2 protein-coding genes are annotated in these 3604 nt (G+C 58.4%); one reads left to right on the top strand and one right to left on the bottom strand.

Annotated features, from left to right (window positions below; genetic code table 11):
* On the bottom strand, positions 1 to 511 hold a 511-nt coding region (locus tag CR157_RS22610), incomplete at its 3' end, for a Wzz/FepE/Etk N-terminal domain-containing protein (RefSeq protein WP_258364148.1).
* Positions 512 to 1275: 764 nt separating this feature from the next.
* Between CR157_RS22610 and CR157_RS12440 the strand changes: the two genes are divergently transcribed.
* The gene (locus CR157_RS12440; protein WP_110283840.1) at positions 1276 to 3318 is read left to right on the top strand and encodes a nucleoside-diphosphate sugar epimerase/dehydratase; all 2043 of its coding nucleotides are present in this window, start codon (positions 1276 to 1278) and stop codon (positions 3316 to 3318) included.
* The last annotated feature ends 286 nt before the right edge of the window (positions 3319 to 3604 follow it).

The raw sequence follows: 3604 nt of genomic DNA, 5'->3' as shown, positions 1-3604 counted from the left end.
CCTCGGCGAAACGGGCCAGCTCGCCGACACGGGCCTCGCCGAGCGCGCGGGGAGTCTCACCGTCCAGGCTGAGGGTGTAGCGACCGCCCTCCCCGACCACGACGCGCAGCGGGGTGCCCCGCAGGTGATCGGCGACCTCCAGGCGGCCCAGCTCGAGCCACTCGCCGCCCCAGATTTCTGGACGTCCATCCATCAAGCCGGGACGCTCGATGCCATGACGAAGCACGAAGTTGCCTATCAACGGCAACTTTCTGGACTCGACCCGGCGATCCAGCTCGTTACGTTCCACTACCTGCCCCAGGACCAGACGCGACTGCAGGATCTGCACCTCCGCCGCGGTGCTGCTCTCACGATCCTCTCCCAGCATGCCGGCGGCCGCATCCTCGAGGGGGTTGACGGTGGCACGACGCTCCACCTGCACCAGGGCATCCCCCCGGTAGATGGGCGTAGCGAGGAGAGCGTAGCCGGCTCCGCCGACGGCAAACAGGAAGGTGATAAGCAAAATCGGCAACTTATGATCGACAAGCAAGCCGACGAGTCTCCCAAGATCGAGCTCGTTGCTTGCCGGATTGTGAGAGTGAATATCGGACATCGGCGTATTGTCCTGGTCAGGGATGGTGAACGAGGCGTCGAGGGGGCGTGGCACCTTCCGAGACACGCAGCTCCATCTCGGTTGCAATCGGGGAGAGAGGGTCGGTCGACTCTGAATCCCAGCGTTACAAAACGTAAGCATAAGTAAGCATGGCACAGGAAATGGCTCGCTGCGCCTCTTTATGGGGCAGCCGGGCAGCGCTGCAATTTCGACAGCATCACCTTGACCGTGTCGACCTCCCGCAGAGAGCCGGTTGCCGATGGCGCCCGGCGAGCGATGAGCGGATTTCATGACATGCGTTTTTCAGACCACTCATCGACTTTAGTCACTTTCCACCTCATGACGCCATCAACAAGACATGATGAGGTTCCTACTGTTAACACGTCGAGGAGAATCAGGATTGATGAGCAAGCACTCTGCCAGTTAAATCACGCCCCAAGCATTCAGCTTCATCATGTTCCCATGGCAGAAAATCCACCTTGTTGACCTCCTTCCATTGACGATATAGTAGATTACAGAAAGAAACAAACATCATTATCTGTACGGTTTATCTCCATTTCCACGTCACCTCATTGAATACTGAATCCAAGCCGCTGAAAATCAAAATAATAGATAAAGGCTACGCACACCACGGCGATATTACGTCACGCCGGGGACCAGGGTAACAGAATGGAGCTGGAAAAATGAGCTGGCTATTACAGCGCGCATTCCGTTTGTCTCGCCGAGTCAAATGCCTGATCCAGCTTTGTACTGATGCACTGTTGCTGTCAGCCAGTTTTCTGGTGGCACTGGTACTGAAACAGGACAGTCTCTCACCAATATTCGAAGTCCAGAACCTGAAGATACTACTAGTTGCGTTACCCATCAGCCTGTTCATGTTTTATCGCCTGGGCTTCTATCGCGCCTTGATCCGCTACATGGGGATCCGGGCGCTGCAGACGCTGGCGACGGGGGTAGCGTTCTCGGCCCTGACACTGTGGGTGACGGCGAGGCTGGAAGGCGTCACGCTTTCTGTATCGATACTGATGATCTATATGATGCTGGCCGTGCTGGCTTCGGGTGGCATACGACTCTTGCTTCGCGGACTCTTCTACCGTCGAGACCCGATGAGCCACAGGACGCGAGTGGTGATCTACGGTGCGGGCACCACCGGGTCACAACTCGTGACTTCGCTGAAACAGAGGGGCGAGTTCATGCCGGTCGCATTCATCGATGACTGGCGTGGCATGCATGGCACCATTGTCGAGGGGATCAAGGTGTATCACCCCGATCGCCTTCCCCATGTCATTGAAGAAACGCACGCCGAGAGGATTCTGCTGGCCATGCCGAGCATAAGTCGCACTCGCCGCCGTGAGATCCTGGCGTCGCTGGCCCCCTTCAATGTACCGATCCAGACGGTCCCTGGCATCGAGGATATCGTCAAGGGACATGCACAGCTCAACGAGATAAGGGATGTCGACGTAGAGGATTTACTTGGCCGTGACCCGGTTCCGCCGCGCCGTGACCTGCTGGATGCCAATATCCAGGGCAAGGTAGTGATGGTCACCGGAGCCGGCGGTTCGATCGGTTCGGAACTCTGTCGCCAGATCCTCCGACTGGCTCCCCAACGGCTGATCCTGCTGGATGCCTGTGAATATGCACTCTATGGGATAGAGGCAGAGCTGGAGCAACTCGCTGGTGGGGAGGGGCTTCCGGACAGGGTAGAGGCATTGCTGGGCTCAGTGCAGCAGCGCAGCCGGATGGAAAGCATCATGCGTACCTTCGGGGTACAGACACTCTATCACGCCGCCGCGTACAAGCATGTCCCGATGGTGGAATATAATGTGATCGAGGGCGTGCGCAACAACGTCTTTGGTACCCTGGAAACCGCCCGTGCTGCCATCGCGGCCGGTGTCGAGACCTTCGTGCTGGTATCCACCGACAAGGCGGTGCGTCCTACCAATGTAATGGGCACGACGAAACGCCTGGCAGAACTGATCTGCCAGGCGCTGTCGTCTACCCAGTCACGGACACGCTTCTGCATGGTGCGTTTCGGTAACGTGCTGGGCTCATCCGGCTCCGTGATTCCGCTGTTTCGCCGCCAGATTTCCCAGGGTGGCCCGATCACCGTGACCGACGAGAACATCACCCGCTATTTCATGACCATTCCCGAAGCCGCCACCCTGGTGCTGCAGGCGGGCGCCATGGGCAAGGGCGGCGAAGTTTTCGTGCTCGACATGGGCAGTCCTGTCCAGATCGCCGAACTGGCCCGTCAGATGGTGCGACTCTCGGGGCTGGAGGTGAAAGACGAAGCCACCCCTCGCGGCGATATCGAGATCGTTTACACCGGCCTGCGTCCCGGAGAGAAGCTCTTCGAAGAATTGTTGGTCGGTGATAATGTCTCGCCCACCGAGCATCCACGCATTCTCGGTGCCCGGGAATCATGCTGGGAGTGGCCACGCCTGGAGGCCCTGCTGAAACATCTGTGGAATGCCGCCGAAAGGGGGGACGTCGAGATCATCCGTCAATTGCTGGTCGAGGCCCCTGCGGCCTACCATCCCGAAGGGCCAATCGCCGACCTGGTCTGGTGCGCGCACAACAAGCACCCTGCTCCCCTTTTCAAGCAGCACGCACAAACCGACCAGGAATCACAGCCAGCTACCGAGACAATGGATTTCCGTAAAGCGGCTACTATCGTATCCCTTTTCAAGGAATGTGCCCCTGGGGGATCCCCAGGAATAAAATAAGAAAATCAGAATATTAGGATTGTAAAAAGTCTGCATGGGCAGGCATGTTGTTAAACGCCAAAGAAACAATATGCCGAGGTGCCCATGCAGACGACCCAATTCTTTCACAAGATCCTGGCGGCTTCAGCCCGGAGGCGCCTACCCTGCGCTTAAAGGCCGTGTTGGCCGCGGTACAGGCGCTGCTCGACGGGCAGCGCCTGGGCCTGACGGCTCTGGGCCGCCACCTGCCCGGTGACACGGCGCTCAAGCTCGCTATCAAGCGCATCGGCCGTCTGCTCGGGAACCC

Origin of the sequence: Halomonas sp. LBP4 (assembly GCF_003202205.1) — a bacterium.
GTDB lineage: Bacteria > Pseudomonadota > Gammaproteobacteria > Pseudomonadales > Halomonadaceae > Halomonas > Halomonas flagellata.
The sequence above is the reverse complement of the archived record's forward strand: the minus strand, read 5'-3'. Positions and strand labels throughout refer to the sequence as shown.